The 22450-nt window shown below is 51.8% G+C and carries 24 protein-coding genes; 17 read left to right on the top strand and 7 right to left on the bottom strand.

What is annotated here, in order from left to right; all coding sequences use genetic code 11:
- Nucleotides 1-126 precede the first annotated feature (126 nt).
- From L1278_RS13725 to L1278_RS13775, 11 genes are all read left to right on the top strand, one after another.
- Nucleotides 127-2379 (top strand): Tex family protein, encoded by a 2253-nt coding sequence (locus tag L1278_RS13725; protein WP_253405357.1) that lies wholly within the window; start codon nucleotides 127-129, stop codon nucleotides 2377-2379.
- A 163-nt stretch (nucleotides 2380-2542) separates the two neighbouring features.
- Entirely contained in the window at nucleotides 2543-3292 is a 750-nt protein-coding gene (locus L1278_RS13730; RefSeq protein WP_253405359.1) for a YgaP-like transmembrane domain, read from the top strand.
- Nucleotides 3293-3439: 147 nt separating this feature from the next.
- Entirely contained in the window at nucleotides 3440-4051 is a 612-nt protein-coding gene (locus L1278_RS13735; protein ID WP_253405361.1) for a hypothetical protein, read from the top strand.
- Nucleotides 4052-4183: 132 nt separating this feature from the next.
- On the top strand, nucleotides 4184-5092 hold the full coding sequence (locus L1278_RS13740; protein WP_253405363.1) for a membrane-binding protein: 909 nt from the start codon (nucleotides 4184-4186) through the stop codon (nucleotides 5090-5092).
- 103 nt (nucleotides 5093-5195) lie between these two features.
- Nucleotides 5196-5915, top strand: coding sequence for a head GIN domain-containing protein (locus L1278_RS13745; RefSeq protein WP_253405364.1), 720 nt, complete (start codon nucleotides 5196-5198; stop codon nucleotides 5913-5915).
- A gap of 14 nt (nucleotides 5916-5929) precedes the next feature.
- The gene (locus L1278_RS13750) at nucleotides 5930-6523 is read left to right on the top strand and encodes a hypothetical protein (RefSeq protein WP_253405365.1); all 594 of its coding nucleotides are present in this window, start codon (nucleotides 5930-5932) and stop codon (nucleotides 6521-6523) included.
- 221 nt (nucleotides 6524-6744) lie between these two features.
- The gene (locus L1278_RS13755; RefSeq protein WP_253405366.1) at nucleotides 6745-6954 is read left to right on the top strand and encodes a hypothetical protein; all 210 of its coding nucleotides are present in this window, start codon (nucleotides 6745-6747) and stop codon (nucleotides 6952-6954) included.
- A gap of 55 nt (nucleotides 6955-7009) precedes the next feature.
- On the top strand, nucleotides 7010-7945 hold the full coding sequence (locus L1278_RS13760) for a M28 family peptidase (RefSeq protein WP_253405367.1): 936 nt from the start codon (nucleotides 7010-7012) through the stop codon (nucleotides 7943-7945).
- Nucleotides 7946-8148: 203 nt separating this feature from the next.
- The gene (locus L1278_RS13765; RefSeq protein WP_253405368.1) at nucleotides 8149-8922 is read left to right on the top strand and encodes a porin family protein; all 774 of its coding nucleotides are present in this window, start codon (nucleotides 8149-8151) and stop codon (nucleotides 8920-8922) included.
- Nucleotides 8923-9043: 121 nt separating this feature from the next.
- Nucleotides 9044-10063, top strand: coding sequence for an SDR family oxidoreductase (locus L1278_RS13770; protein ID WP_253405370.1), 1020 nt, complete (start codon nucleotides 9044-9046; stop codon nucleotides 10061-10063).
- Between the two features lie 22 nt (nucleotides 10064-10085).
- Nucleotides 10086-10637 carry an NUDIX domain-containing protein gene (locus tag L1278_RS13775; RefSeq protein WP_253405372.1) on the top strand — a complete coding sequence of 184 codons (552 nt, stop codon included), beginning with the start codon at nucleotides 10086-10088 and terminating at the stop codon, nucleotides 10635-10637.
- A gap of 72 nt (nucleotides 10638-10709) precedes the next feature.
- On the opposite strand, the gene msrA is transcribed toward L1278_RS13775, so the two are convergent.
- From msrA to L1278_RS13790, 3 genes are all read right to left on the bottom strand, one after another.
- Nucleotides 10710-11252 carry a peptide-methionine (S)-S-oxide reductase MsrA gene (gene msrA / locus L1278_RS13780; RefSeq protein WP_253405377.1) on the bottom strand — a complete coding sequence of 181 codons (543 nt, stop codon included), beginning with the start codon at nucleotides 11250-11252 and terminating at the stop codon, nucleotides 10710-10712.
- Between the two features lie 97 nt (nucleotides 11253-11349).
- Entirely contained in the window at nucleotides 11350-12048 is a 699-nt protein-coding gene (locus tag L1278_RS13785) for a hypothetical protein (protein ID WP_253405378.1), read from the bottom strand.
- Between the two features lie 85 nt (nucleotides 12049-12133).
- Complete coding sequence (locus L1278_RS13790) at nucleotides 12134-14023, bottom strand: glycoside hydrolase family 3 protein (protein WP_253405379.1); 1890 nt, start codon at nucleotides 14021-14023, stop codon at nucleotides 12134-12136.
- 247 nt (nucleotides 14024-14270) lie between these two features.
- Here L1278_RS13790 and L1278_RS13795 point away from each other — a divergent pair, with 247 nt between their 5' ends.
- From L1278_RS13795 to L1278_RS13810, 4 genes are all read left to right on the top strand, one after another.
- Complete coding sequence (locus tag L1278_RS13795) at nucleotides 14271-15038, top strand: rhomboid family intramembrane serine protease (protein WP_253405381.1); 768 nt, start codon at nucleotides 14271-14273, stop codon at nucleotides 15036-15038.
- 43 nt (nucleotides 15039-15081) lie between these two features.
- Entirely contained in the window at nucleotides 15082-15804 is a 723-nt protein-coding gene (locus L1278_RS13800; RefSeq protein ID WP_253405383.1) for a TVP38/TMEM64 family protein, read from the top strand.
- A 398-nt stretch (nucleotides 15805-16202) separates the two neighbouring features.
- Nucleotides 16203-16715 (top strand): hypothetical protein, encoded by a 513-nt coding sequence (locus L1278_RS13805; protein WP_253405385.1) that lies wholly within the window; start codon nucleotides 16203-16205, stop codon nucleotides 16713-16715.
- A 67-nt stretch (nucleotides 16716-16782) separates the two neighbouring features.
- Nucleotides 16783-17346 carry an HD domain-containing protein gene (locus L1278_RS13810; protein ID WP_253405386.1) on the top strand — a complete coding sequence of 188 codons (564 nt, stop codon included), beginning with the start codon at nucleotides 16783-16785 and terminating at the stop codon, nucleotides 17344-17346.
- Nucleotides 17347-17407: 61 nt separating this feature from the next.
- On the opposite strand, the gene L1278_RS13815 is transcribed toward L1278_RS13810, so the two are convergent.
- The gene (locus L1278_RS13815; RefSeq protein WP_253405388.1) at nucleotides 17408-17599 is read right to left on the bottom strand and encodes a hypothetical protein; all 192 of its coding nucleotides are present in this window, start codon (nucleotides 17597-17599) and stop codon (nucleotides 17408-17410) included.
- A 198-nt stretch (nucleotides 17600-17797) separates the two neighbouring features.
- Between L1278_RS13815 and L1278_RS13820 the strand changes: the two genes are divergently transcribed.
- Nucleotides 17798-18781, top strand: coding sequence for a sterol desaturase family protein (locus L1278_RS13820; RefSeq protein ID WP_253405390.1), 984 nt, complete (start codon nucleotides 17798-17800; stop codon nucleotides 18779-18781).
- 54 nt (nucleotides 18782-18835) lie between these two features.
- On the opposite strand, the gene L1278_RS13825 is transcribed toward L1278_RS13820, so the two are convergent.
- Both L1278_RS13825 and L1278_RS13830 read right to left on the bottom strand, forming a co-directional pair.
- Nucleotides 18836-19270, bottom strand: a complete 435-nt coding sequence (locus L1278_RS13825; protein WP_253405392.1) for a hypothetical protein — start codon at nucleotides 19268-19270, stop codon at nucleotides 18836-18838.
- 130 nt (nucleotides 19271-19400) lie between these two features.
- On the bottom strand, nucleotides 19401-20450 hold the full coding sequence (locus tag L1278_RS13830) for a nucleoid-associated protein (protein ID WP_253405394.1): 1050 nt from the start codon (nucleotides 20448-20450) through the stop codon (nucleotides 19401-19403).
- Between the two features lie 287 nt (nucleotides 20451-20737).
- Here L1278_RS13830 and L1278_RS13835 point away from each other — a divergent pair, with 287 nt between their 5' ends.
- Entirely contained in the window at nucleotides 20738-21418 is a 681-nt protein-coding gene (locus tag L1278_RS13835; RefSeq protein WP_253405395.1) for a porin family protein, read from the top strand.
- A 243-nt stretch (nucleotides 21419-21661) separates the two neighbouring features.
- Here L1278_RS13835 and L1278_RS13840 read toward each other — a convergent pair whose 3' ends face one another.
- Entirely contained in the window at nucleotides 21662-22378 is a 717-nt protein-coding gene (locus L1278_RS13840) for a response regulator transcription factor (RefSeq protein WP_253405397.1), read from the bottom strand.
- Between the last annotated feature and the right edge of the window lie 72 nt (nucleotides 22379-22450).

Here is a 22450-nt window from a genome sequence, read left to right on the forward strand (position 1 = left end):
CGTTCCTTAGGCGAGCAGGTATACCTCAAGACAGGGAAAATGTGTGGGTGAATCAGGCAGGGCTGCTTTTATACCTTCCGCTATGCGATTTCCCACCTTATTTTAGATTACTCTTTACCCAAATACATGGAATTAAACGTTGACCATTTAATCAAGATTGCCACCGAGCTTTCCATCACCATTAAACAGGTGGAGGCCACGGCAACCTTGCTGGACGAAGGCGCCACCGTGCCTTTCATCTCCCGTTACCGAAAAGAGGCCACCGGCTCCCTCGACGAAGTGCAGGTTGCCGCCGTGCGCGATCGCCTGGAGCAATTGCGTGAACTCGACAAGCGTCGCGAAAGCATCCTCAAGTCGATACGCGATCAGGAAAAGCTGACGCCGGAGCTGGAGGCGCGCATCATGGCCGCTGAGACCATGGCCGTGCTCGAAGATATTTACCTGCCTTACAAACCGAAGCGCCGCACCCGTGCCACCATCGCCCGCGAAAAAGGACTGGAGCCCTTGGCGCAGCGTCTGTTTGAGCAGGAAAATATAGACGTGTCTGCTGAGGCCGCTCAATACATATCCGAAGAAAAAGAGGTGAAGGATGCCGAGGAAGCCTTAGCCGGTGCCCGCGACATCATGGCCGAGTGGATGAACGAAAATGCCGAGGCTCGTGCCACCATGCGCCAGCTTTTCGAGAAGAAAGGCACCTTTAAGAGCCGTGTGATGATGGGCAAGGAGGAAGAAGGCCAGAAGTTCAAAGACTATTTTGAGTGGGAAGAGCCAATCGAAAAGGCCCCTTCGCACCGCATACTGGCCATGCGTCGCGGCGAAACCGAAATGGTACTGCTGCTCAGCGCCCAGCCAGACGAGGAAGAGGCCCTTGAAAGATTGGAGCGCATGTTCGTGAAAGGCAACAATGCTGCTGCGCAACAAGTGAAACTAGCTGCCAAAGATTGCTATAAGCGCATGCTCAAGCTGAGCATGGAAACCGAAGTGCGCCTGACCTCAAAGAAACGTGCCGACGAAGAAGCGATCCGTGTATTTGCCGACAACCTGCGTCAACTGCTCCTTTCTTCACCGCTCGGACAGAAAACCGTGCTGGCGCTTGATCCGGGGTTCAGAACCGGTGTTAAATCGGTGGTGCTCGATAAGCAGGGCAAGCTGCTGCACAACGAAACGATCTACCCGCACACCGGTCAGCACAAGGAAAGTGAAGCGGCACAGGCCGTCAGGTATATGGTGACCCGTTTTGAGGTAGAGGCCATTGCCATCGGCAACGGTACGGCCAGCCGCGAAACGGAGTCCTTTGTGAAGAGCCTGAAACTGCCGGCTTCGGTGCAGGTAGTGATGGTGAACGAAAGCGGTGCTTCTATTTACTCTGCCTCTGACGTAGCTCGTGAAGAATTCCCGGATAAGGACGTGACAGTGCGTGGTGCCGTTTCAATCGGACGTCGCCTAATGGACCCGTTGGCTGAACTCGTGAAGATCGATCCGAAATCTATCGGCGTAGGCCAATACCAGCACGACGTAGACCAGACTGCTCTTAAGCACTCGCTCGACGATGTGGTGATGAGCTGCGTGAACGCCGTAGGTGTGGAAGTGAACACGGCCAGCAAGCAACTCCTAACTTATGTGTCGGGCCTGGGGCCATCGCTGGCGCAGAACATTGTGGAGTACCGCAACCAGAACGGCCCATTCAAAACCAGAACAGAGCTGAAGAAAGTAGCCCGTCTGGGCGATAAAGCCTTTGAGCAGGCAGCAGGTTTCTTAAGAATCCGGGATGCGAAGAACCCACTCGACGCCTCAGCCGTGCATCCGGAAAGCTACCCGATCGTGGAGCAGATGGCTAAAGACCTGGGCGTAACCGTGCAGGACCTGATGCAGAAAGACGAACTGCGCAAGCAGATCAACCTCAAAAACTACGTGACTGATACCGTTGGCTTGCCTACCCTGCAGGATATCATCAGTGAATTGGCCAAGCCGGGCCGTGACCCACGCCAAACCTTTGAAGCCTTTAGCTTTACAGAAGGTATCAACGAAATGAAGGATCTGCGTGAGGGCATGAAACTGCCGGGCCTCGTGACCAATATCACTGCTTTCGGTGCTTTCGTGGACATCGGGGTGCACCAGGACGGCCTGGTTCACGTGAGTCATTTGTCGGACCGCTTCGTAACGAACCCGCATGATGTGGTGAAGGTTGGGCAGAAGGTAGACGTAACGGTGCTGGAAGTGGATGTACCGCGCAAGCGCATCTCCCTGAGCATGAAAGGTGATCCGGCCGCAGCAAGACCAGCTGGAGGTGGTGGCAAAAAAGCGGGTACCAAGCGCGAAGAGGAGCCAATGAATGATTTTGCAGCCAAACTGGCTATGCTGAAAGGCAAGTTTAAGTAAGCTATACCTGACTCAGGCATAAAAAGCCCCGGCAAACAGCCGGGGCTTTTTGCTTGTATGCCCGCCCATAGCTGATAGCTGGGAGATATAAATAGCACGCAGTAACTATAATAGCCCCAACGCACGTATCCATTAAAACGAAATAGAACAAAACCAATAAGCTATGGATACATACAATGCCAATTACTCTAAAATGCTCCAGACGGAGCATATATTTCCGCCGGCCTCCGGGTCGAGCCACATCAACGTAAGCCGTCCCGAGCGGGTGCTTTCCGCTGTGGGAGGCGCTGCCATGGTTTTGGTAGGGCTTCGCCAATCCGGCACTTCCGGTATCCTCACGGCCCTGGCAGGCGGTGCTTTGCTTTTTAGAGGCTTTACCGGATTTTGCCCAGTCAACCAGATGATTGGCCGCGATACGGCAGAGAACGAGGACATATCAGTAGACATCATCAAGACCATTACGGTAGAACGGCCCCGCACGGAGGTATACCAGTTCTGGCGCATGCTCGAGAATCTGCCGAAGTTTATGGAACACCTCGAAAGCGTGCAGTCCAATGGCCCGCAGCGCTCGCGCTGGGTAGCCAAGATTCCGGGAGGTATAGGCACCGTTTCCTGGGATGCGGATATCATCCATGAAAAAGAAAACGAGCTGATTGCCTGGCGTTCGCTGCCAAACTCCGATATTGACAATGCCGGGGAGGTGCGCTTTTCTGATTCTCCGGATGGTCACGGCACCATTGTGCAGGCTGTTATTTCTTACAGTCCGCCAGCGGGTTCTGTCGGAGGCTTAGCTGCCAAAATGCTCAACCCGATGCTCAAGACGATGGTGGAAAAAGACCTGCGCTACTTTAAGCGCTACATGGAAACCGGCGAGGAGAAGCACAAACACCACCAGCCGCTCGGCGCAACATGATCGAGCTGTAAGTATACAGCAACATTAAAGATGAAAAAAAGCAGGTATGGCTCGGGCTATACCTGCTTTTTTTTGTGCTATACCTGAATTACATATTGCGAACTATTGCTTTATTTGCATATCAGAATGTATGATAATGCCCTGAAGATGAATAAAGTATGGAACGTTGCTCTGTCGCTGGCTCTAATGCTGGCTGGTCTGTCCTGTAAGCAGGCACAGGATATCAAGGCGTTTACAGAAGCCAGGTATAGTATGCAAAGCGTAAAGGAGATCAAGCTCAACGGAATTGACGTAGAGGAGCGTATACAGCAACGACGTGGCTTCATGCATGAGGAGGGCGACAGCTTGCTGGCCTCCGTCACCAGCAACTCGCTGGAGCTAAGCGCCACCCTGGCACTGCATGTGGCCCTGCAGAACCAAAGCGAAGAAAAACGAAACCTGACCATCACCCGCCTGAAATGGTTGCTGGAAGTGGAAGGAGAGGATGCGCTGACCGGCACCATCGAGGAGACCATGGTGCTGCACGAGGGACTGAACCGGCTGTCGATCGCCACGCCTGTGGGGCTGGCCACAGACGGCAACATGCCCAATTATACAGGTCTCTCGAGGCTGATCACGCTGCTGGGGCAACGGGTGGACATACGCCAACACCTCACCCTCAAGATCAAGCCCACCGTTAAAACCCCAGTAGGCAATATTGAGTCTCCGGCCTTTATCACGGTTAGTAAACCGAGCAGTTTAGTGGCTTTCTTCCGATAGGGTATAGGTGCCCGCGCTGGGAGAACGAAAAGTACAAATCTGGCAAAGTACTTGCATAGCAAGCTATACCAGCCTCCTCTTATTTTTCGTTTTGGATATGCTGTGTTTATCCATCTACAGAAAGGACATCCTATGAATCGATTGAACATCATTTGCCTGGCCCTGCTGCTGGCCCTGACTCCGCTTTTTGTGGCAAGGGCAGCAGCAGTTCCTGGCCCAGCGCCTTATACGTCAGTCAAAGCCGCACCCCGTGACGTGATCAGTGAGATCATTGACGTGATCGGACTGAAACCGCGCTTTGAGGTACGGTCTGCCAATATCGAAAATGCCGCTGCTGTGATCTACAACGGCAAACGGTATATCCTCTACAACGAGCATTTCCTGGATGCCATCAACAACGCGGTGCATACCGATTGGGCTGGCGTGAGCATACTGGCACACGAGATCGGGCATCACCTGAACGGCCATACCTTGTCCGGTCAGGGCAGCAACCATGCCGATGAACTGGAGGCTGATGAATTTTCGGGCTTTGTACTCCGCAAGATGGGGGCCAGTTTGGAGGAGGCACAGGCTGCCATGCAGGTGCTCTCCGATGAAAGGAGCTCTGCCACGCATCCGGGGCGCAGTTACCGGTTGGCGGCAATCAGCAAAGGGTGGGGCAACGCCGACGCCCAGCTCATGGCCAGCGCGAACGGACAGCAGCAACAATCGATGGCAACCAGGAGCCGGCCGCCACAGCAGGCAAGGGAGCAAATGCAGCAGCCGACCAGAGCTAACACGGTTGCACAGGGACTGGACAGCCGGCTGGTGCTGCGCAAGGTAGTGTTCAACAATGCGCCTGACGAGCAGTTCTTCCTGACCACGCGTCTGCAGCTGGTGCACATGACCGAACGGGGCGCCCGCATCATCGGCAAGCTGGCCCGAACCAATAACCGCGATTATCCTTTCTACTTCGAGAGCGACTACCTGCAGGGCTTGTTTGTGACAGACAGCGGCGTGCTCGTGAACCAGCGTGGGCAAAGGGTAGGGCATCTCAGCTAAAAATTAGTGATGGCATTAAATTATTGAGTGGACAGAACAGACAATTTTATGCAGCTGCAGCAGGTTTATCTAACTTGCAATTCTAATTAAGCTGCATAAAACTATGAAATCTACTAATTTTGGGCGCTGGATGCTCCTGCTTATCCTGCCCGTACTGCTGCTTACCTCCTGCGACGATGAGGATTGTATCCGGGGAAGAGGCGACGTAGAAACCCGGGAGTTTAACCTGGATGCGGTCAGCGGACTGCGCGTGAACGGGGATACCCGCGTTTTTGTTAGACGGGGAGCCACGCAACGGATCGAGGTGCGGGCGCAACCCAACGTGCTGGATGCGATCAATACCAATGTGTCGAACGGCGTATGGGATCTCAGTTTCGACAGGTGTCTGCGCAGCCACAAGACGGTGGAGGTGCAGATGACGGTAACAGAGCTGAACAGTGCCGAATTGATCGGGTCGGGGCGTATAGAGCTGCTGGATGAATTTGAAGCAAATGACTTCCGCGCCGTGCTCGATGGCTCCGGCTACCTCCGCATAAATGCCTTGGCTGATAGGGTAACCAGCAGACTGACCGGTTCGGGCAATATCGACTTGGTGGGAGAGGCCGGCGCACAGGATATCAGCCTGTCCGGCTCAGGCAACGTAAAGTCCTTTGGGATGCGTAGTGAAAGTGCCGGCGTAGCGCTAAGTGGCTCAGGAAATGTGGAAGTAAACGCTGCCAATGAACTGGCTGTTACGATCTCCGGCAGCGGAAATGTGTACTACCAGGGAAACCCAACTATTAACTCAACTATTTCGGGCTCAGGCAAAGTAATCAAGCGCTGAGCAGTATAAAGCAAATGATCAAAAAGACAAATCTCCTATCTTTCGCCCTGCTGCTGGGCATCGCCTTTTTCGCATTTTCTTGCGGCACTAAGAGCGATATTGATGCTTTTAAGGAAGCAAAGTACAGCCTGTCAGGTATAAATGAAGTGAAGCTAAACGGTGTGAATGTGCTGAACAAAAAGCGGCCCGAGGATTTCTCTTTCAGCGAGGCGGCATTGCTGCTTTCGGCCTTTTCGGACAACAATCTATCCGCCTACTCTAGCCTGGGCCTGAACGTAGAACTGGACGAGGGCAGCCAGGATCGTAGCATGACCGTGACCAAGTTAAAATGGCAGTTGCTGCTGGATGGCAAGCAAACGCTGAGCGGTATCGTGGACGAGCCAGTGGAACTTCGACACGGCTTGAACACCATTAACGTACGTACGCCTATCAAACTGGCGGAGGAAAACGGCGGTTCCGGATTAAATAACCTGTTGCGACTCGTTGCGATGCTTTCTGAGAAAGAAGGTGGCAGCCGACCGGATATCTTACTACAGATCAAACCCACTATTCAAACCTCGGTAGGGCCGATAGAGTTGCCTGCCTTTATTGATGTCAAGAAAATGTAAAAAACTAGAATACAATTAGTTGCTATACCTGAACGGGCCGGTCTGCAGATCGGCCCGTTCAGTTTTCTGGGCTTTAAATAGCATCTGGAGGCATCTGGGAAGGGTTCTGTAATTTGTTTTAAAATAATTGTAACATTTATATTTGATGAACGTAAGTGGCACGCTCCTTGTTTAAATCACATCTGACAACCATTTGTAAGACCACTAAAACAGGAACGAACATGGAATTCGACGTAATCGAAGCAAAAGACCTACAGGCACTCGTAAGCAGAGTACAGGACTACGTAAAAACAGGATGGGTGCTGAAAGGCGAGGTTTTTGAGAAAGACGGCAGCTATACCCAGGAAGTAGAGCGCCGTGTGGCGGAGCAGCAGAAAAAAGCTTCAACTCGCCAGAAAAGCTGGGTAGCCTGGCCTATTCTGAACAACTAATCTTTTATAAGGGCGTGCTGGCGATTTTATAGTAAATTCGCCCAAAATATAACCTATGAAACGCCACCTCACCTTTGTATTCTTACTCATCTGTACGCTGCAGCTGTCTGCACTCGCTCAGAAAAGGGTGCTCGATCCGCAGGTGCTGCTGCGCGACGTGCAGATACTGTCCGCCGACTCAATGGCGGGCCGGCTGAGCGGCACGGAGGGCAACCGGATGGCGCAAGAGTACATCGAAAAGCGTTTCAGCGAGATCGGGTTGCAGACCTATAACAACAGCTACCGCCATACCTTCCGTCTGGAAAGTAGAGGCCTTGTAGTGGAAGAAGCCGTCAACCTGACCGGCTTTATACCTGGCAAAACCGACAAAGCCCTCGTCCTGACGGCGCACTACGACCACGTGGGCGAGCGCAAAGGCGAGATCTACAACGGAGCTGACGACAATGCCTCCGGTGTGGGTGCGCTGTTGGCTGCTGCCGCCTATTTTAAGAAAAACAAACCTTACTATACCTTGGTCTTTGCCGCGCTTGATGGCGAAGAATTGGGTCTGCAGGGTGCCAATGCCTTTCTGGAAAATTCACCGATCGCCTTGGACCTGATCCAACTGAATGTGAACATGGATATGCTCAGCCTGAACGACAAGGGCGAGCTATACGCTAGTGGGTCTTATCATTATCCGGCCCTGTTGCCGCTGCTGCAGCAGGTCAAGCCAAGGCCGCAGGCCAGGGTGTTAACAGGCCATGACCGGCCTGAGCAGGGTAAGAATGACTGGACTCGACAGTCCGATCATTATCAATTCCACAAGCGCCAGATTCCGTTCATCTACTTCGGCGTGGAAGACCATCCGCACTACCACAAACCGACGGATGTGTACGAAAATATTAACCCCACTTTTTACCCGGATGCGGCCGCACTCGTCATCGATTTTGTTCAGCTGCTGAACAAGAAACGCCCGTCCCTTCGTGCAACTGGTTCAACCACTGGGTCTTAATAACAAAGAGTAACATCTATCAAACCAGCCTTGCGACACAACAAGGTATAGCCATGATTATATTATCATAGCTATATTATAATGTATTCATAAATTTTAATGATCCTTTCTTTTAGCCTTGCGTAGATAGGGGAAGCAGGCCCACTACAGCCAATACCTGGTCTGCGAACCACACAAACCTTAAAGAGAAACCTGTCTGAAGCATGAACAGGAGCAGCTACTTCCTTCTATCACTATTTTTGATCGCCCTTACAATTTGCACTACCGCCCAGGCGCAGGATAATGTCATTCGCCGCATGGGGGTGAGTAAGATCCCCGAGCGCGGGCTGGTTATACAAGCCGGCGCTGGTCTGGCCGCTGTGAAAAGCGACATATGCGGCAGCTTTGATTGCAATGACATCGGCCCCGCTTTCAGCATCGGTGCCCTGTTCAAGTATAACTCCTTCTGGTCCCTCAGCGGCGAGGTGGAGTATATTAAGTTAGGCGCGTCAGAGAAAACCTTTCAGGATAACATCACTTTTGAGTCGAGAGTAATTGAGGTTTCCGGGATGCTGGTGTACAACCTGTTGGACAGCTACGCTGGGTCAAACAACTACCGCTCTTTGCGTAAGCGCTTTGCCGTACCATTTATTAAAGGCGGGGCTGGCTTTGTGTATTATACCCCCAGTTCGTACCCCACCAACCGGACGCCCAATTCTGACATCACCTACGACCGCCTGCGCTCATACCCAGCCATTGCCGGTGTAATTCCGTTTGGCGGCGGTATACGCTTCCGTTTTTCTGATCAGTTCAGCGTTGCGCCTGAGGTTGTGTACCACATCACTACCACAGACTACCTTGACAACGTTACCCGCGTGGAGAACACCAAAGACCACTACGGCGTGGTGTCGGTAAAGCTGCTCTATACACCGATGCCTAAAAACGAGGTATTTACCAGCAAGCGACAAGGTATAAAGCCTTTCAAGAAGAAAAAGTAAGCCGCGCTATACCTCCCTGTTTCGGGTACACGAACCTACATCACCCGCCTTACCGTAGACAAAAAGCCGGATCAGCTGTCAGTATGCTGCATCCGGCTATACCTGTTATACCTACAATTCTATGAAAACAGAACAGAAAAGAAACCTGTGGTGGCTGGCAGTTGGAGCAGGTGCTTTGCTTGCAGCCCGTGCCATTACCCGCAAGTTGAATGCCTACAGCTTCCGGAACAAGACGGTACTGATAACTGGCGGCGCCCGCGGACTGGGCTTTGTCATGGCGCGTCAACTGGCTAAAGAAGGAGCCCGGCTGGTGCTGTGCTCCCGCGACGAAATACAGCTGGAAGACGCCCGCATGGAACTGGCAGGCAACGGAGCCGATGTGATAGTGCTACCCTGCGACGTTACCCAACAAGTGCAGGTAGAGCAGATGATCGAGCAGGTGCAGCAGGAGTTCGGGCAGATCGACGTGCTGATCAACAATGCGGGCATCATCACGGCGGGTCCGTTGGAGGAGATGACCGTAAAAGATTTTGAGGAGGCCATGCAGACGCATTTCTGGGGTCCCCTCTATACCACGCTGGCCGTGTTGCCTTCCATGAAGGCCCGCGGCGGCGGACGCATTCTGAACATTGCCTCCATTGGCGGAAAACTGGGCGTACCGCACCTGGTGCCTTACAGTGCCAGCAAATTTGCTCTGGTCGGTTTATCCGAAGGTTTGCGAGCCGAATTGAAACAGTACAATATAACCGTTACCTGCGCCTCACCGGGCCTGATGCAGACCGGCAGTCCGCGGCACGCCAACGTCAAGGGGCAGCACGAAGAAGAGTATACGCTGTTTAAAATTGTCGACTCGAGCCGGCTCACTTCTATCAGCGCTGAGGATTCGGCCAAATCGATACTGGATGCCTGCCGACACGGAGATGCCGAAGTAGTCACGTCTATACCTGCCAAGATTGGCGCTTTCATTCATGGGCTCTCACCAGAAACCACGACCGATTTGTTTGCTGTGCTCAACCGCATGTTGCCCGGACCTACTGGCGAGCAACGAGCCAAAAAAGGCTACGAGAGTGAAACGCCGCTTTCCATGTCCAGCCTGACGGAGCGCACGCAGAAAGCAGCCTTCCGCAACAACGAACTGTAACCCGAACTTTAACCTATACCTGATGGCAGGCTATACCCTGGCTTTGCCTATATTCGCCCTTATGGAAATCAAAAAGAGAGAAACGGCCTACGATGGCTACTTCAAGATCTATAAACTGACGGTAGCGCAGAACGGCCATACCTTTACGCGGGAGCAATTTGACCGCGGCACGGCAGTAGCTGCCATGGTATACGACACCGAAAAGCAGCGCTACATCCTGACCCGGCAGTTTCGGGTAGGTTCTGAATCGGAGCTGGTGGAAGTCGTGGCAGGTATGGTGGACGAGGGCGAGAGCCCGGAAACCAGCATTGCCCGCGAAATAGAAGAGGAGATCGGCTATAGCGTAGACAATCTGCAGCACCTGCATACCTTTTACTCTTCGCCGGGCGGCACAACTGAAAAAGTGCTGTTGTACTACGCAGAAGTATCGCACCAGCATGCCGAGGGCGGTGGCAAAGACGATGAACACGAGCACATTGAACTGGTGAGCTATACCCGGGAAGAACTTCTCAAGGAAAGCTTTGCCGATGCCAAGACCATCATTGCCCAGCAATGGGTACAGTTTCAGGGGTAATTCCTACTGTAGTGGAATAAAAAAGCGTCAGCCATCCTTTAGGGTAGCTGACGCTTTTTATTTTGTATCGACTTATTTGGCCGCTCCGGGTTTCAGTTTGTCTGCAAATACTTTTCTGAACTTATCAACTTTAGGCCGGATCACAAAGCTGCAATAAGGCTCGTGGCCGTGAGTGTTGAAGTAATTCTGATGATAGTCTTCGGCCGGGTAGAACTCTTGCAGCGGCTCTACTGTCGTCACGATCGGAGCATCAAAGGCACCGGACGCATCAAGTTCTTTCAGGTATTTTTCGGCTTTTTCGCGCTGCTCATCATTGTGGTAGAGCACGATGGAGCGGTACTGCGGCCCGATGTCGTTGCCCTGTCTGTTCAGCGTGGTCGGGTCGTGGGTTTCCCAAAAAACTTCCAAGAGCTCATCGTAGCTAATAGCATCCGGGTCGTAGGTGATTTGCAGCACTTCGGCGTGGCCGGTGGTGCCGGAGGTGACTTGCTTATAGGTTGGGTTCTCCATGTGCCCGCCCGCATAGCCTGATTCTACTTTTTGTACGCCGGCCAAATCCTGAAACACTGCTTCGGTACACCAGAAGCATCCTCCTCCAAATGTCGCTTTTTCCATTTTTTTCGCTTTAATGTAGGTATAGGCCGTCAACCAAAAGCCTGTGGCTATACCTGTGCAAAGGTATAGGGACTAAACCAAAAAGTCCTCCAATTGTTTAATTACGCATATTGCGCATTGTACTCTGGGCGTCGGCGGCTCCTTCTAAAGTTAGGTACTCAGCTTGTAAAGCTCTGATTTTTAGCTTATCAGTGTTCGAGATCTGGTTCTCTACCTGACCACGTCGCTGATTCAGTTGCCCGTAAACATTATCTACGTAGTCCCAGTCATGTTGCGTCCAGTTGCGGCGCTTGGCCCGAATCACACCCATAAAGGTCAGGTACGCCTCTCGCATGTCCTGTGGTGCAATGTTTTCAATTTCTTTGAATTCGCGGAGCAACTGCTCTTCCCACTGTTCCAGCTCGGCACGGTCGAGTGGCGTGTTCAGGCGTCTTTCCTGTCGGTTCTCCCAGCGTTCGTAGCGTTCCTTCAGTCGGGCGTATTCCGCTTTTGATTCGGCGGAGAGGCTGTCCAGGTTCTGCTCAATTTCAGCAGATCGCACCCGGAAATCTTCTTTGATCCCCGGCATTTCACGCTGTATAGCCGTGTCGCCTCGTTCCACTTTCTCGTTCATCCAGCCCCGCAATGACTCTAGCCGCTCGCCTACGGTGCGGCCCGTTTGCTCCACTCGGGCAGTGTCGGCGGGTACATCCACGGTTATTTCTTCAGTCTCCTGTGCGGTGCGGTTGCCTTCGCAGCTCCAGAGGAGCAGGGCTGTCAGGAAGCCAAGCAGGTATGTTGTTCTAATGTTGAGCATTTATTTTTCAAAGTTTTAGGGTTGCTGTTTTTAGGCGATGCCCATACTTGCCATCATACGCAAAGCAATCTTACAAGATACTTATTTAAGGGCTCACGGCCAGTAATGGTTTGTCTTTGCTGATGCCATGGCCGTACTGGTAGTGCTCGTTTACAGTAACGGGCAGCTTGCCGCGGGCAGGTATTTTGCCGAACAAGAGTTTGGCCGCCGCCACCTGCGCATGCATGTGTGCCTGATAAGCCAGTATCAGCACACGGCTCTTGTGGATGTCCGGGAACTGATTCAAGGTATAAGGGTTGTCAAAGAGCGTCATAATGGACCTGTCCGAGCGCGCCAGGTCAGTCACCAGCCCTACTGCCTCTTTGGAGTAGCCCAGCCGGTTGCTTGGCGTGACAGCTGGCCCGTAAAGTCCCACCAGCACCAGGTCATACCCTTTGAGCTTCTGCTTCATTTGCTTTACTTCTTTGGCATTGGCCTTCCGGGATAGCGCAAAATTGGCCTCGATGCGGGCATACTTGTTTATTTCGCGCTGGAATATGCTGGGGCGTACCACGCCAAAAGATAGTGTGGCGATGCGCCTTCGCTTTTTTTGGCGGATGGGTAGAAAATTCTTTTTGTTATTAAGAAGAGTCATGGCTGCTTCGGCCAGCGCATGGTTGGTGCTGTCGGCTATACCTGGGTTCAGGTCTTCGTACAGGTTCTCCAGCTCAATGGGCTTATACCTGTCCAGCCCCACCCAGGCCTTGGCGGCCAGCATCTTTTTACAGCGGCGGTCAATTTCTTCCTGCGTGATATACCCCAGGGCAATCGCCTGCTCGATGGCCTGAATGGCTTTGGGGACACTGTTGAGGCGCTCCAGCACATCGTTACCCGCGATCAGGGCGCGTGCCTCCGCCTCTCCGGGAGGGAAGTACTTGGTTACGCCCTTCATGACCATGGCATCCGTGAAGACCAGGCCCTTGAATTCCAGCTTTTTCTTGAGGAGGTTGGTCACGATGGGCTTGGATAGGGTGGAGGGCAGGTTCATGGTCGTGTCGAGTTCGGGCATGTGCATGTGTGCCACCATGATGCCCCCGATGCCATGCTTGATCAGCTCGCGGAAAGGATATAGCTCCAGCGAGTCGAGCCGGTCGCGGTCATGCGGAATGATGGGCAGGTCGTAGTGAGAGTCTACATCCGTGTCGCCGTGGCCGGGGAAGTGCTTGGCTACTGCAATGATGCCGTTTTCCTGCATGCCGCGCATGTAGGCCAGGCTTTTGGCGGTCACATCCAGCTTGTCTTCCCCAAAAGCGCGGTAACCGATAATGGGGTTCTGCGGATTGTTGTTGATGTCGGCTACCGGGGCGAAGTTGACGTGCATGCCCAGTCGCTTGAACTCCTCGGCCACCTCGGCCCCCATGCGATAAATCAGGCCGTTGTCTTCGATGGCGCCCATCATCATCTGAAATGGATACTGCACGGTGCTGTCCAATCGCATACCCACACCGGTTTCAGCATCCATCGAGATGAGGAGGGGCACTTTGGAGGCGGCCTGTAGTCGGTTGTTCAGGACAGCCTGCCTCACGGGGCCTCCCTGAAAGTAGATGATACCGCCCACTTTATACCTTTTGACCAGGTTCATCACATCAGCCTCGTATTTTGGGCCTTTGTTGGAAAATGCCTCTATGATGATCAGCTGTGCAATGCGCTCTTTGGGGCTCAGTGTCCGGAAGACAGAATCTACCCAGGGCGAGGGGTTTTCGATCGCTTCTATCAGAGAGCCTGGTCTTGTGTAGGCGACTTCTTCCGGGAAGAACTCACGCTGCCCCTCTTCATCACGGGCGTAGGCAGCCCCGCTTGTGTCGGTGCTCTCGCAGGAGCTCAGCAGCAGGCAGCACAGGAGACCAAGGTATAGTGCTGGCAGACGGATGGCAATCGGGTGAAAAGGGTTGGCTTGCATGCTACGCGTGATGAAATCACCTTTATTGTTTATCAATATTGAATTTGGTTTGTGGCTATAGGCCTTATACGCTTCAGGATATCGCCGAAATGGAACTGTTACGGTATAGAACGTGAAAAGTACGGATAACGCATACGAATTTTGGCTGACAGCCCGTATCTTGCTGCAGTGCAGGTAGGATGAGTGCATGCCCTGGCGGCACCCCTGTACGTATAGCCTGACCACACCACAAGGAGAAATGTATACCTTCTCCAGACCTTTATCTATGACGCAAGCAACTCCTATGCAGCGCCCCCAAGACTTGAAAGCCGAACACGAGCGCTTTGCCTACAGTTTTCTGCCGGGTACGCTGTTTGTAGGGCTCATCTGGTTGGTGGCGCTGCTCTCATACCTTAATGAAGTGAATCTGGCCTGGCTCGGCATCCATCCACGCGACTTTCTGGGCCTGGTTGGCGTGTTCCTGGGGCCGCTTATACACTCGGGGCTCATCCACCTGCTATCCAATTCATTTCCGCTGGTGCTGCTTTCTGGCTTTATCCTGTTTCTGCATCGCCCGGTTGCGCTACGGGTCTTTGTGCTGGTTTACGTGTTAAGCGGACTGTGTACCTGGTTCATCGGCCGGGACGCCTACCACGTGGGGGCAAGCGGCGTGGTGTATGGCCTGGCCGGCTACCTGCTGTTCAACGGGATGATGCGACGCGACAGGGCCGGTTTGGCTATTTCTCTGGCTATTTTGTTTCTGTACAGCGGTTTGTTTTATGGCTTGTTCCCTTCTGAGGAACGCATCTCATGGGAGGGCCACCTGGGCGGACTGCTGGCAGGCCTTGTAGCTGCCGTCCTTTACGGTGAGCATGTCGACAAGAAGCAGCCTGTTATACCTGCAGCGCCGCCGCTCAGTCAGCGAGAGCTGTCGGCGCAGCAAAGCCATCAGAGCAGCACGCTCGCTGGGCCGCCACATACCTGGCGCTATACCCTGGCGAGCGACGAACCAACCAAAAAATATGAGCAGAAAGCCCGGCTTAACACCAAAACAGGTATGCTGGAAACCTAACCCAAAGAGTTTAACCTGCGTCTAAACACATAAACAAGCACTTATGTCGCAAAACACAGCAACAACACAGGAAGACGTAAAACAAAGCAAATGGCCTTTGGTTGTAACGGCAGGCATTATCACGCTACTAATCCTCTCCTATTTCATCTTCCCTGGTTTTCAGGCAGCTATCAAAGAAGGCTGGGACGTGCTGACGAGCGGGGACGAGGGACGCATTTCGAATTGGGTGGAGCAGTTTGGTTTTTGGGGGCCGATCTTTATTATTCTCGCCATGGTCGCGCAGATGTTCCTGGTGGTGGTGAATGTGGTGGCCTTAATGCTGGTGGCCATCATCGCTTACGGCCCTTTCTGGGGTTCATTGATCGCAATTACTGCTGTGCTGGTGGCTTCTACAATTGGTTATTTTATTGGCCGGGGGCTTGGTGAGGCCGGCGTGAGCAAGATTATCGGTCGCAAAGCCGAAGAGAAGGTCCACGGCTTCGTGGAGGACTATGGGATTTGGGCTGTGATAGTCGCCCGCATTTCTCCCTTCTTGTCAAACGATGCGGTCAGCTTTGTGGCCGGCATCACTAAAATGAGCTATTTCAAATTTATTGGAGCTACTCTAGCAGGTATAGCACCGCTCACTGTGTTGCTGGCTTGGCTCGGTGAAAATAATGACCGCCTCATGAACGGATTGATTTGGGTAGGAGGGGTGAGTTTGGTGCTCTTTATCGCTTATGTGGTTTATGACAGATACCAAAAGAAACGGAATCACCAAAACTAGACAATTGCAGTTAAAACGGGGTCAATAAACTAGCTTTGTAAATTACAATTCCAAGGATACTGGGTAGCTAAAGAGGCATGATTTATAAGACACATTAATGCAATATTTTTAATTAATTCTATGAATTTTTAGTGATAATTTTAATTTTAACGCAAACATTATATCACCACTCAGAACTTTAAATTTCGAATCTGTTGCCTGTATATAGGGCTTTTTATGATTTAAATTAACAGACTTTAACTGTCCTAAACGCATACGTGTCATAAAACTTAATTTCTAAACCCGCCGTTTAAGCGGTTTATTATTATAGAAATGATGTTTCACGAAATGGACTGAATATGTTTAGGGTCAAAATACTCGCAGTAGTGATTTCCATTTTTGTAACTTTTTCTGATGAAATGGCCATCTTGGAACCAGAAGATTCAAACCCTGAGAGCGAGGTAAAGGAGCAAGAACTGATATCACCCCGACTTATAGAAAAAGTACAAGAATACCCCGATTATCCTGAGTACCCGGAAACTTTTACCGTAACGGCCACCGTCTATTACCCCGAGAAAGGCCAGACCGACGGAAACCCACTCATCACAGCCGACGGCTCCCGCATTAACCCCAAAAACCCTAAAAAACACCGCTGGATTGCCCTCTCACGCGACATGCTGACACGCTGGGGCGGTGATATACATTATGGCGATACTGTTTGGGTGCGCGGTGTCTCAGACGAATTGGACGGGCAGTACATTGTCCGGGATACCATGAACCGCCGCTTCCGCAACCGTATCGATATTCTGGTAGGCCGCAAAGACAACATTTACGGCAGGTGGGAAAACGTCAAAATTGCCAAAGCCGAATTTCCTGATGATAAAGAAATTGACTTCCAGCCAAGTTACTACGGTTTTGCGATGAAGGATTAAACTTGTCTGATGTGCAGGTATAGACTGAATTTACTACATTCGGTTCGTTAAAGCCCGTACTACATCTATGACAAGACAAGAAGCCCGCACCATACTGGAGCAAATGACCACCAGCGAAAGCCTGCTGCGCCATGCTCGTACCGTGGAATTGGTAATGGAAGCCTACGCCAACAAACTGGGAGAGAGCACCGAAGAGTGGGCCATTACCGGCCTGCTGCACGACGCCGACTACCAGGCCTACCCAGATAAGCACCCGAATATGATCGTGGACCTGCTGCGCGGGAAAGGAGAGGATCGCATCGCCCACGCCATCTCAGCGCACTATACCCACTGGGGCGTCGCTTACGAAACCACCCTCGACAAAGCCTTGATTGCCTGCGACGAGATAACCGGCTTTATCGTAGCCTGCGCGCAGGTGCGGCCGCAGCGGTTGGAAGGGCTGGAGGCAAAGTCAGTGATAAAGAAGCTGAAGACCAGCGGATTTGCCGCCTCCGTGGATCGGGAAGAAGTACGTAAGGGCGCTGAGCTCTTCGGTGTAGATCTCAAAGAGCACATCGAATTCATCATCAGCGTGCTGCAAAAGCATCAGGCTGAGTTACAACTTGAGCCCACTGAGCAAAACAAAGCTTAAACTTTACTAGAGATATACTCTAAGCCGTGCCGATGCAATTGCTGCGCCGGCTCGGCTTTTTTTACGCCAGATAGTACTGCAATGCCTCCAGGCCTTTGGCATTATCTTCTGCCTCTACCACCTCGTCTATCACAAACTGAATCTCCTGTTCGCTCCAGTTCTCCTTCTCGGCAGCTTTCACAAACAAGTCGATGGCGGCATAGCGTCCGATGCCGGCAGGTATATTCATTCTTACTTTCTTACGGATGTTCATGTAGCTTAACCTTTTGACAAGATTACGCAGTGTTTTCCATAAAATCAATGCTGGAGGAGGTTCTTTGGGTGCCTGTTAAGAACAGAATAGCCAGATCGTTTGGACAGATAAATAGGATAATGTTGATATTATTTTGCTTAACCCTTTGAGTGAGACGTCGTTACTAAAGGCTATACCTCTGCCCTAACTTGCTAGCTTATGGAGAAGGAAGTCTTTACAATGGAGCAAATCGCTGAACTGGATAACCTGACCATCCTGCACCTAGCAGCGCCTATCATTGTGGTTTCCGTCTTGTTAGAGTGGTACGTGGGCGTCAGGAAGAAGCGGGATTATTATGAAAAGAGGGACTTTATGGCTGCCCTTTGGATTGGAGCGGGCAGCGCCATCGTGGGAGCGAGCATCAAGATCGTGCTTTTCACCACCTCGATCATGATATACAACGCGGTGCCCTGGGCGATACCCAGGTCGTGGTGGGGTTTTCTGGTCGGGTTTATAGCAGTTGACTTTTTCAGGTACTGGGCCCATCGTATATCGCACGAGCAGCGACTCTGGTGGGCAACGCATGTGACGCACCACTCGTCGGAGAAAATGAATTTCGCAATTTCCCTGCGCACCGGTTGGACCTCCCCCCTCAAGTTCCTGTTTTTCCTGCCGGTGCCTTTTCTGGGCTTTGATCCCTTCACATTCTTTGTGTGTCACCAGTTGGCGGTGCTTTACCAGTTTTGGGTACACACCGAACTGATCCGAAAGTTACCCGCGCCGGTCGAATACATTTTCGTAACGCCCTCACATCACCGCGTACACCACGGCTCTAACCCCCAATACATCGACAAGAACTATGGTTCTACTTTCATCATCTGGGACAGGATGTTCGGCACTTTTCAGCAGGAAGAAGAAAGGCCAACCTACGGCCTCACAACGCCGGTTTCTTCCTACAACCCTTTCTACCTGGTTTTTCACGAATGGGTGGATATCTATAAAGACCTGCAGCATGCCCGGTCACTTAGGGAAGGATGGGACATCCTGTTCAAGCCACCGGGAGCCGTCGTGACAGCCTACCAGCGGGAGCAGGAAGTAAGGGATGTACCAGAAGCACCTGCCCTGCAATTGGCCAAGTCTATACCTGACGATATGGAGTTGGAAGAGCAGATGAGCCAGCCAGAAAGCCGGCAGGTAGGATGAAAAAAAAGCATGGCGGTAGCCATGCTTTTCTGATTATGTTCTTTCTCGAATAGTTTAGTAGTTGTTGTCGTACTGCTGCCCCTGGCCCTGGTTAGGGTTGCTTCTGGCCTCACGCGGCACACCCATCTTCTCTTCGCGACGCGACTGGTACTGGGCAAACTGCCGCTCGGTGAGGATGTCTTTGATCTGCGATAGCCTTGTCTGGCTAATCATGTCCATTTGCTGAGTCAGTTTGGGCGGATTATCGCGGTACTTTTTGCGGGCTGTCTCCGCGAACTTCATGCTGCTGCGGTTGACGTCTTTGAGCTCGGTAGCCTGCTTCGGACTGAGGCGCAGGTTCTTCACCATACCGGCCGTTATCTCATCGGCGCGCTGTTCCAATGTGGTAGGGGCGCTTTGCGTAGTGGCAGCCTTTTGAGCGGGCGCCTGTGCAAACACAGCGGTGGCGGCAAAGGCAAAAAGTAAGGTGGCAAGAACTGATTTTTTCATATCTCTTTTAAAGCTGATCATAGGTGCTTTCTTCTCTATCAAATACTGTTCCGGTATTTTAAGTGCACGCTTCTTTGCAACAAGGACCGTTCAGGTATAGTTTCTATACCTGTCTGCCTGGCAAATAACGCTACGACTCGGAGTGGAAGTATACCTTGTAGAAATGCATGCCGCGCTCCTGGTCGAAGCCGCGCTCCACGTATTGCTCACTCTGCTCCGGATTATACCCACTGAACTTGATCTCGATCTGGGTGTCGAGTTTGATGAAATTGCGGAACTTGCGCTTCATGTTCTTCACCGTGTTTTTGTTTATGGCAAAGTCGGTGAAGCCCTCGATGTCGCGCTCCTCGGCAAAGGCCTGGGTATAGTTCTTAAAGCGCTCCGCCGTCTCCGGCTGGTCTATTACGCTGCTCGTGAACTCCTCCAGGTCAAAGGTTTCGCTTTTGGAAAAATAGTCCACGGAGCGGCTGATGAAGTCCACCTGGGCTTTTTTGCTGTCGGTCTGGGCAAACACCTCCTCCGAAAAATCCTTACAGAGGTTAAGTGCCGTTTTGGTGTTGAAGTTGGTGTCCTTGAGCTCTGTCACGTGCAGGAAGTCCTCTTTCCAGAACACGGCGTCAGTGCTGTTGGCGTCCACGATCTTTACCCGGAAACCGTCTTCGGCCTCGGTGTTGAAGATCAGGCAGCCTTTGTCTACGCTTTTGATGTTCACCCCGAAATGATAGTTCATGCTCAGGTCATCGTCGTCTTCCTGAAAGGTCAGGAAGGTGTCCTTGTTCTCCGACTTGAAAATACCGATCGCGTCCACGATGTCGTCCTCCATCAGGCAGCCCGACAAATGCACTACGTACAGCTCCCCACTCTTCACTTTGGGATGGTCCGACTGCTCGTAGAGGTGGTTGAGCACATGAACCGAGTACTCCAGGAACTTCTGCGGCTCCGTGAACATCAGGGCCGAGTAGGCGAACATCTCGTTCAAAGCCAGGTCGGAGGTATGGTGGAAGCGGAAAAACTCCTCCTGCTTAAAGGGAGCCAGAAAGTAGTTGGTCAGCAAATCCGTGAGCTGTTCGTCGCGCAGGTCGACCAGTTCCTTCGAAACGATCACGCCTTCTTCCTTCGCCTTGTTGCCTACCCGGTGCACGGCCAGTCTGTTGAGCCGCACCTGTCTTTTATCATTCATCTGTCTATACCTTATACCTGGCCTGACTGTGGGCCAGGGGGCTGCAAAGGTAAGGTGCAAAAAGGCCTATAGCAAAATGGATAGCACGATTTAGCTTGACCCGTTTTAGGCTGTTTTTTTGATCATAAAAAATAATTTTAAATCTTAATTATCTGATTTTAAATTATTTATACCTATTTGTGAACTATTTTCAACTTACCCTATCGCAATTTGGCACGGTTCTTTCATTCCATTCATCAAGCAGCGCAGCTTAGAGTTTTTGTTTTCAAAATTTAAGGATAGGTGAGATGAAAAAGGTATTTCTACTACTGGCCGTCGTTCTGGGAATGGCGGTAACTCAGGCAAATGCGCAGCAAAAAAGTCCCGTGCGCATCGGTATTAAAGCGGGTGTGAACATGGCCGAATGGCAGGGACAAACTATTAACAGTGCTCAGGATCTGATGGATATGACCAATGGCTCCCTGAACCGCCAAATGCGCGAAGGATTCCATGTGGGTGGTGTGGTGTCTATACCTGTCGCGCCAGGTTTTGAGATCGAACCAGGCCTTCTGTACTCTCAGAAAGGGATGCGACTGGTGGGCAAGATTCCGATGGAGCAGTTTGATTTCCTGAACGCCGGTGTTACCGTGACCAACAAGGCGGAATATATTGATATGCCGATTCTGGCAAAGATTTTCATTGGCGAAGGCTTCCACATTTTTGCAGGTCCACAGTTCTCATACCTGCTCTCAAACAAGGTGCAGTTACAGGCAGGCGCGTTGGGCTTCAACGCTCTGAACCAGGAGTGGGACGTGAATAACGGCTTCCGTGAGCTGGACGTGGCGGCAACCGGAGGTATAGGCTACCGCTTTGCCAGTGGCTTTAACCTAAGCGCCGGCTACGACTACGGCCTGACCACTGTGGATGCCAACCGCAACTTCGACACCTTCAACCGGGTGATCAAGGCCTCAGTAGGATTTACTTTCTAAGAAAAGAGATTGAACTGTTTGTAATAGTGTTTTGGTGAGATGTGCAGGCCGTTTCCATTGGAAGCGGCCTGCATTTTTTTAGCGGTCTCAAAAAAATCCCTGCAGCGTATACCTGCGGGGTTTTTTGAATTTACGAAGAAGCTTAGTACTTCAGAAAGCTACCAGTTATTGCTACGAGAGAATTATGAAGTGTAAAATGATCTTATGGTTAAGCCGGAAGTAAGTTTTGCACAAGGCAGAACATTAGAGCATCACCCCGTTGTGAGCACACAGTCTATAGCCCTGCCCATGTATGTTGATGATCTCCACAGCGGGATCGTGGCGGAGGTATTTGCGGAGTTTAGCGATGTATACATCCATGCTGCGGCCGGTAAAGTAACTGTCTTCGTGCCAGATACGCACCAGTGCCTCTTCGCGCGGTACTACATCATTCAGGTGCAGGCAGAGCAGGTGCAGCAGCTCAGACTCTTTCGGTGATAGCTTTTGAATGTCGCCATTGTAGTGCAGCAGGCGCAACTTGTACTGGAAGCGATACTGACCAATGCTATGTTCTGTCACCTCCTGCTTCTCCGTATTCGGGTTTCCCCCTTTGCGGTGCATGATTGCCTTTATCTTATAAAGCAGCACTTCTGAGTCAAAAGGTTTGGTGATGTAGTCGTCGGCACCGATCTTGAATCCTTCAAGCATATCTTCCCGCATCGCCTTGGCCGTTAGGAAAATCAGAGGCATGTCAGGCTGCATTTTTTTGATTTCGCGGGCCAGCGTGAAGCCGTCTTTGCCTGGCATCATCACATCGAGGATGCACAGGTCAAAGTTCCCCTTCCGAAAAGCGGTGATGGCCTGACAGCCGTCGGGGGAGAGCACCACCTCATAGTCATGCAACTCCAGGTAGTCTTTCAGCACAATCCCAAAATTAGGGTCATCTTCGGCAAGCAGTATGCTCAGTCCTTTGTCGCTCATGTGGTGGCGGATTTAGGTATAGACTTTTGTGTAAAGATGCCGGACCGGGCACGTTGGTTGCATAGCAGGGCG

The sequence above is a fragment of the Pontibacter sp. HSC-36F09 genome (assembly GCF_024171605.1).
In the GTDB taxonomy this organism is placed as follows: Bacteria; Bacteroidota; Bacteroidia; order Cytophagales; family Hymenobacteraceae; genus Pontibacter.

Bases quoted from the DNA above. Each gene is read 5' to 3' on its own strand.
- L1278_RS13770 (WP_253405370.1), top strand. From the start codon at position 9,044: ATGAAAACAGAACAGAAAAGAAACCTGTGGTGGCTGGCAGTTGGAGCA.
- L1278_RS13735 (WP_253405361.1), top strand. From the start codon at position 3,440: ATGAATAAAGTATGGAACGTTGCTCTGTCGCTGGCTCTAATGCTGGCT.
- L1278_RS13840 (WP_253405397.1), bottom strand. From the start codon at position 22,378: ATGAGCGACAAAGGACTGAGCATACTGCTTGCCGAAGATGACCCTAAT.
- L1278_RS13730 (WP_253405359.1), top strand. From the start codon at position 2,543: ATGGATACATACAATGCCAATTACTCTAAAATGCTCCAGACGGAGCAT.
- L1278_RS13805 (WP_253405385.1), top strand. From the start codon at position 16,203: ATGGCCATCTTGGAACCAGAAGATTCAAACCCTGAGAGCGAGGTAAAG.
- L1278_RS13820 (WP_253405390.1), top strand. From the start codon at position 17,798: ATGGAGAAGGAAGTCTTTACAATGGAGCAAATCGCTGAACTGGATAAC.
- L1278_RS13740 (WP_253405363.1), top strand. From the start codon at position 4,184: ATGAATCGATTGAACATCATTTGCCTGGCCCTGCTGCTGGCCCTGACT.
- L1278_RS13745 (WP_253405364.1), top strand. From the start codon at position 5,196: ATGAAATCTACTAATTTTGGGCGCTGGATGCTCCTGCTTATCCTGCCC.
- L1278_RS13830 (WP_253405394.1), bottom strand. From the start codon at position 20,450: ATGAATGATAAAAGACAGGTGCGGCTCAACAGACTGGCCGTGCACCGG.
- L1278_RS13825 (WP_253405392.1), bottom strand. From the start codon at position 19,270: ATGAAAAAATCAGTTCTTGCCACCTTACTTTTTGCCTTTGCCGCCACC.
- L1278_RS13815 (WP_253405388.1), bottom strand. From the start codon at position 17,599: ATGAACATCCGTAAGAAAGTAAGAATGAATATACCTGCCGGCATCGGA.
- L1278_RS13760 (WP_253405367.1), top strand. From the start codon at position 7,010: ATGAAACGCCACCTCACCTTTGTATTCTTACTCATCTGTACGCTGCAG.
- L1278_RS13725 (WP_253405357.1), top strand. From the start codon at position 127: ATGGAATTAAACGTTGACCATTTAATCAAGATTGCCACCGAGCTTTCC.
- msrA (WP_253405377.1), bottom strand. From the start codon at position 11,252: ATGGAAAAAGCGACATTTGGAGGAGGATGCTTCTGGTGTACCGAAGCA.
- L1278_RS13795 (WP_253405381.1), top strand. From the start codon at position 14,271: ATGCAGCGCCCCCAAGACTTGAAAGCCGAACACGAGCGCTTTGCCTAC.
- L1278_RS13755 (WP_253405366.1), top strand. From the start codon at position 6,745: ATGGAATTCGACGTAATCGAAGCAAAAGACCTACAGGCACTCGTAAGC.
- L1278_RS13835 (WP_253405395.1), top strand. From the start codon at position 20,738: ATGAAAAAGGTATTTCTACTACTGGCCGTCGTTCTGGGAATGGCGGTA.
- L1278_RS13750 (WP_253405365.1), top strand. From the start codon at position 5,930: ATGATCAAAAAGACAAATCTCCTATCTTTCGCCCTGCTGCTGGGCATC.
- L1278_RS13800 (WP_253405383.1), top strand. From the start codon at position 15,082: ATGTCGCAAAACACAGCAACAACACAGGAAGACGTAAAACAAAGCAAA.
- L1278_RS13775 (WP_253405372.1), top strand. From the start codon at position 10,086: ATGGCAGGCTATACCCTGGCTTTGCCTATATTCGCCCTTATGGAAATC.
- L1278_RS13785 (WP_253405378.1), bottom strand. From the start codon at position 12,048: ATGCTCAACATTAGAACAACATACCTGCTTGGCTTCCTGACAGCCCTG.
- L1278_RS13765 (WP_253405368.1), top strand. From the start codon at position 8,149: ATGAACAGGAGCAGCTACTTCCTTCTATCACTATTTTTGATCGCCCTT.
- L1278_RS13810 (WP_253405386.1), top strand. From the start codon at position 16,783: ATGACAAGACAAGAAGCCCGCACCATACTGGAGCAAATGACCACCAGC.